General features: G+C 64.5%; 6 protein-coding genes. 3 read left to right on the forward strand and 3 right to left on the reverse strand.

Annotation, left to right across the window (positions count from 1 at the left end):
* The 3 genes from EOA60_RS18840 to EOA60_RS18850 form a co-directional block, all read left to right on the forward strand.
* A partial coding sequence (locus tag EOA60_RS18840) for an ABC transporter ATP-binding protein (protein WP_164899399.1) occupies positions 1–678 on the forward strand: 678 nt, incomplete at its 5' end.
* Positions 675–1,421 (forward strand): ABC transporter ATP-binding protein, encoded by a 747-nt coding sequence (locus tag EOA60_RS18845; protein ID WP_067324757.1) that lies wholly within the window; start codon positions 675–677, stop codon positions 1,419–1,421. The genes EOA60_RS18840 and EOA60_RS18845, both read left to right, overlap by 4 nt.
* A gap of 394 nt (positions 1,422–1,815) precedes the next feature.
* A complete protein-coding gene (locus EOA60_RS18850) occupies positions 1,816–3,093 on the forward strand; it encodes a 4-aminobutyrate--2-oxoglutarate transaminase (protein WP_127335257.1) in 1,278 nt (425 codons plus the stop codon).
* A 57-nt stretch (positions 3,094–3,150) separates the two neighbouring features.
* Here the strand turns inward: EOA60_RS18850 and EOA60_RS18855 are convergent, their stop codons facing one another.
* From EOA60_RS18855 to EOA60_RS18865, 3 genes are read right to left on the reverse strand one after another with little or no spacing between them, the layout of a single operon-like run.
* Positions 3,151–3,480: a type II toxin-antitoxin system RelE/ParE family toxin gene (locus EOA60_RS18855; RefSeq protein WP_067324496.1), complete on the reverse strand. Its 330-nt coding sequence runs from the start codon at positions 3,478–3,480 to the stop codon at positions 3,151–3,153.
* Positions 3,481–3,711 carry a type II toxin-antitoxin system ParD family antitoxin gene (locus EOA60_RS18860; protein WP_095824240.1) on the reverse strand — a complete coding sequence of 77 codons (231 nt, stop codon included), beginning with the start codon at positions 3,709–3,711 and terminating at the stop codon, positions 3,481–3,483.
* A gap of 38 nt (positions 3,712–3,749) precedes the next feature.
* Positions 3,750–4,907 (reverse strand): FAD/NAD(P)-binding oxidoreductase, encoded by a 1,158-nt coding sequence (locus EOA60_RS18865; protein WP_164899400.1) that lies wholly within the window; start codon positions 4,905–4,907, stop codon positions 3,750–3,752.
* Position 4,908: the final 1 nt, after the last annotated feature.

The following is a 4,908-nucleotide window of genomic DNA, read 5'->3' on the forward strand; positions in this document are numbered from 1 at the left end:
ATCATGGGCCTGACCCCGCCGCAGGCCGAGGTGTCGGCGAAAAAGCTGCGCTTCGACGGCATCGATCTGCTCTCGGTGTCATCCAGCCGGCGCCGTGCGCTGCGGGGAAACCGCATCGCTATGATCCTGCAGGACCCGAAATACTCGCTCGATCCGGTGATGACCATCGGCCGCCAAATCGTCGAGACGCTGCGCACGCATGAGAAAGTTGGAAAGGCCGAAGCGCGCGAGCGCGCGCTGGAGATGCTGCGGGCGGTCCAGATTCGCGATCCGGCCCGTGTCTTCGACCTTCACCCGCATGAGGTCTCGGGCGGCATGGGCCAGCGCGCGATGATCGCCATGATGCTGATCGCCGGGCCGGAACTGATGATCGCCGACGAGCCGACCTCGGCGCTCGACGTCACCGTGCAGCTCGATGTGCTGAACATTCTCGATAGGCTGGTCGCCGAGCGCGGCATGGGGCTGATCTTCATCTCGCATGATCTGCGCCTGGTGTCCTCCTTCTGCGACCGCGTGGTCGTCATGTATGCCGGCAAGGTGGTCGAGCAGCTCAAGGCGTCCGAGCTGCGCGAGGCCCAGCATCCCTATACGCGCGGCCTGCTCAACTGCATGCCGAGGATCGGCTTCGAGCGACACCCGCTGCCGGTGCTCGACCGCAAGCCGGAGTGGGCGGCATGACGGCCGCCATCACCATCGAAGGGCTGGAGGTGATTTTCGACCGCTTCCGCGCGCTGAAGGGCGTTAAACTCGAAGTCAGGGAAGGCGAGTCCTACGGCCTGGTTGGCGAAAGCGGCTCCGGCAAGTCGACCCTGCTCAAGGCAATCACCGGCCTTGCGCCTGTCGCTGCCGGCACCATCGCTATCAACGGCAAGACGCTTGGCAAGACCCGCGACAAGGCCTTTTACCGCGACGTGCAGATGGTCTTCCAAGATCCGTATGGGTCGCTGCATCCGCGCCAGACCGTCGACCGGCTGCTGCAGGAACCGCTCGCCATTCACGCAATCCAGGATGGCGAGAAGCGCATCGAGCGCGCGCTGGACGAAGTCGGCCTCGGCAAGGGTTTCCGCTTCCGCTATGCGCACCAGCTCTCCGGCGGCCAGCGCCAGCGCGTGGCGATCGCCCGCGCGCTGATCCTCGAACCTTCGATCCTTTTGCTCGACGAGCCGACCTCGGCGCTCGATGCTTCTGTCCAGGCCGAGGTGCTGAACCTGCTCGAAGAGGTGCGGCGGCGGCGCAAGCTCACCTTTCTGATGGTCAGTCACGACCTCGCCATCATCACCCATATGTGCGAACGGCTGATGGTGATGCAGAACGGCGAAGCGGTGGAGACGCTGACCGCAAGCCAGCTGATCGGCCACCGCGTGAGCGAGGATTATACGCGCAACCTGCTTCGGGCGAGCGAGGGGTTTGTGAGGGTGTAGTTTTCTCTCGCAGGTTCGCGACGGGGTGCGACCTGGCTTTTAACTCTCCGCAGCAACGATCACGTCTGCTTTGGCGCCATCCCGCACCCGACATGCAGGGCGGAGCGGCAAGGACGGCAAGGCGGACGATGTCGCGTTCCTGCTCATGGTTCCCTCGGCCCGCGGGAGCCGCTCCCGGCAGCGGCACGTCGCGGCTGCAGCGAGGATAATCGATCGGCCGGAAAAGGAAACTGTTTCTGCCTGATGATCGGCCGGCTGGTCGAGACCGATTTCGGCCTTGCGGCAGGCCCAATCGACTGGGCCAATGTGCCGACTTGAGGAAAACCTGAAATAAGGTCAGAAGAGGCTTTGACGGCATCAAAACGGAGCGGGCGCCTGCCCGATGAGGTGTGAGATGAAGAATTCAGCCATTTCCGAACGCAAGAACCAGTCGATCTCGCGCGGCGTCGGCATGACCACGCAGATCTACGCCGATCGTGCCGAGAATTCGGAAATCTGGGACGTCGAGGGCCGCCGATACATCGACTTCTCGTCGGGCATTGCGGTGGTCAACACGGGTCACCGCCATCCGAAAGTGATCGAGGCGGTCAGGTCGCAACTCGACCGCTTCACCCACACTTGCCATCAGGTCGTTCCTTACGAGAGCTATGTGCGCCTCGCCGAGCGCCTGAACGGCATGCTGCCCGGCAAGTTCGACAAGAGGACCGTCTTCGTCACCACTGGCGCCGAGGCGGTCGAGAACGCCATCAAGATCGCGCGCAACGCCACCGGTCGCCAGGCGGTCATCGCCTTTTCCGGCGGCTTCCACGGCCGCACCTTCATGGGCATGGCGCTGACCGGCAAGGTCGTGCCTTACAAGGTTGGCTTCGGCGCCATGCCGGCCGATGTCTTCCATGCGCCGTTCCCGGTCGCGCTGCACGGCGTGTCGGTCGCGGATTCGCTTGCAGCGCTCGACAAGCTGTTCAAGGCCGATGTCGATCCGGCCAGGGTCGCGGCCATCATCGTCGAGCCGGTGCAGGGCGAGGGCGGCTTCTACGAGGCGCCGCGCGATTTCGTGACGGCACTGCGCAAGACCTGCGACCAGCACGGCATCCTTCTTGTCGCCGACGAGGTGCAGACCGGCTTTGCCCGCACCGGCAAGATGTTCGCGATGGAGCACCATGACGTGGCGCCGGATCTCACCACCATGGCCAAGAGCCTCGCCGGCGGGTTCCCGCTGTCGGCCGTCACCGGCCGCGCCGAGATCATGGACGCGCCTGGACCGGGCGGGCTCGGCGGCACCTATGGCGGCAGCCCGATCGGCGTCGCCGCGGCGCATGCCGTGCTCGACGTCATCGAGGAAGAAAAACTGTGCGAGCGCGCCAACGCGCTCGGCGCCAGGCTGAAGCAGCGGCTGGCGTCGATCCGCGAGGACGTGCCGGAGATCGTCGACATCCGCGGCCCGGGCTTCATGAACGCCGTCGAGTTCAATGATGTGAAGAAGGGCCTGCCCTCGGCGGAATTAGCCAATGCGGTGCGGCTGAAGGCGCTCGACAAGGGCCTCATCCTGCTCACCTGCGGCGTCTACGGCAACGTCATCCGCTTCCTGTCGCCAATCACCATCCAGGACGGCGTCATGACGGAGGCGCTGGATATATTGGAGACCTCGATCCGCGAGGCGCGCGCGGCCTAAGGGGCGGACAGTGCGAATGATTCTCCTGGCGGCCGAGGCCGGTGCGGCAACTCGCCGTCAGGAGTTCGGATTCTGTAACCAGGCTGGAATATCCATTTTGGCGTGCAGGACCCGCCACACATCGATATGATCGGCCTGTTCGACATAGAAAATCAGGTACGGATAGCGCTTCAATTGCACACTGCGCAGACCGGGTAGTCCAATCGCATAGCTATATCTCAGCGAGCCCGATGCAGGATGGTTGGCTATCACTTTGTAGGCAGTTTGAAGATCCTCGACATAGGCTAGCGCCACGTGCGAACCAGCTTCGCGTGCATAATAATCGACAGTGTCTTCGATATCCCGCAAGGCAAGGGCACGAGGAATAATTGCCTTTACGGCAACCAATTATTTGCCCAGCGCTCGCTTGCGCAGCGCCGCGAAATAGTCGTCACCGACAGGAGCGCCTGGCGCGGACGAAGCGCCTTCAAGAAGCAGACCGCGCAAACGCTGACGATCCTGATCGTGGCGAATCAATTCACGCACATATTCGCTGCTCGTGCCGTAGCCGCGCTCCGTCACCTGCTGATCGACAAAATGCTTCAAGCTGTCGGGCAGTGAGATATTCATCGTGCTCATTCAACCAATGTAAGGCTGATGGCAAAAATTGGCAATCTCTACGCGCTGGCCCTTGCCGGCTCGTCCTGGCTGAAGGCCGCAAGCGCCGCCTTCAGCGCATCCGGCCCGGCTGCCACGGTGTGAGGCGCGGGCGAGAAGCCGGCGCCGAGCATCTTGCGGCCGAGCATGTGGTCGGCCGGGCGGTTGACGGATTCGATGCCCAGCAGCCGGTTGCCGGCATAGTGGTAGATCGAGAACCTGTTCTCGGCCGGCTCGCCCAGCACGACATGGCTGTCGCCGCCTTGCGTCAGGCCGACCATCTGCAACTTCATGTCGCCGATATCCGACCAGAACCAAGGCACGGCCGCGAAGGGTTCGGCATGGCCGACGATGGTGCGCGCGGCAAGCCGCGCCTGGTCGGTGGCGTTCTGCACCGATTCCAGCCGCACGTCGCCGCCGGTGAACCAGTGCCGGTAGGAGGCGGCATCGCCGACGGCGAGGATTTCCGGGATCGAGCTCTGCATATGCTGGTCGACGCGGATGCCGTTGGCGATCGCGATGCCGGCGGCTTCGGCCAGCTCGACATTGGGCACCACGCCGATGCCGATGATCACCAGTTGCGCCGGCAGGCGCTCGCCGCTTGACGTGATCGCGGCCGAAACGCGGCCGCCTTCGCCTTCCAGACGGGCAACCGTGGTGCCGGTGAGCAGGCGCACGCCCATCGCCTCCAGGCGCTGGCGCACATGCGCCGCGATTGCCGGCGCCACGGCGCGGCCGAGAAGCCTGTCGAGCGCCTCGACGACGGTGACCCTGCGGCCGGCGGCCCTCAGCGTCGCTGCGATTTCGAGGCCGATGAAGCCGCCGCCGAGGATGACGACCTCTTCGCTCTGCGCGCTCAACTCGCGGATCAGCCGCGCATCGGCCAGCGAGCGCAGCGACACCACGCCGGCGAGCTCCGCGCCATCGAGCTTGAGGAGGCGCGGCCGCGAGCCGGTGGCCAGCACCAGCCGGTCGAAGGCAATTGTGCCGCCGCCGGAAACGTCCAGCCTGCGCTCGCCACCATCGATCCTGTCGATCCAAACGCCCGGCCGGTAGTCGATGGCATTGCCGGAATAGAAGGCCTCGCCGCGCAAAGGCTGCGGCTTGGCGTCGGCATCCTTGATGAAGGTCTTGGACAGCGGCGGCTTGTGATAGGGCGGCTCGTTCTCGTCGCCGATC

This window comes from Mesorhizobium sp. M1A.F.Ca.IN.020.06.1.1, assembly GCF_004023265.1.
In the GTDB taxonomy this organism is placed as follows: domain Bacteria; phylum Pseudomonadota; class Alphaproteobacteria; order Rhizobiales; family Rhizobiaceae; genus Mesorhizobium.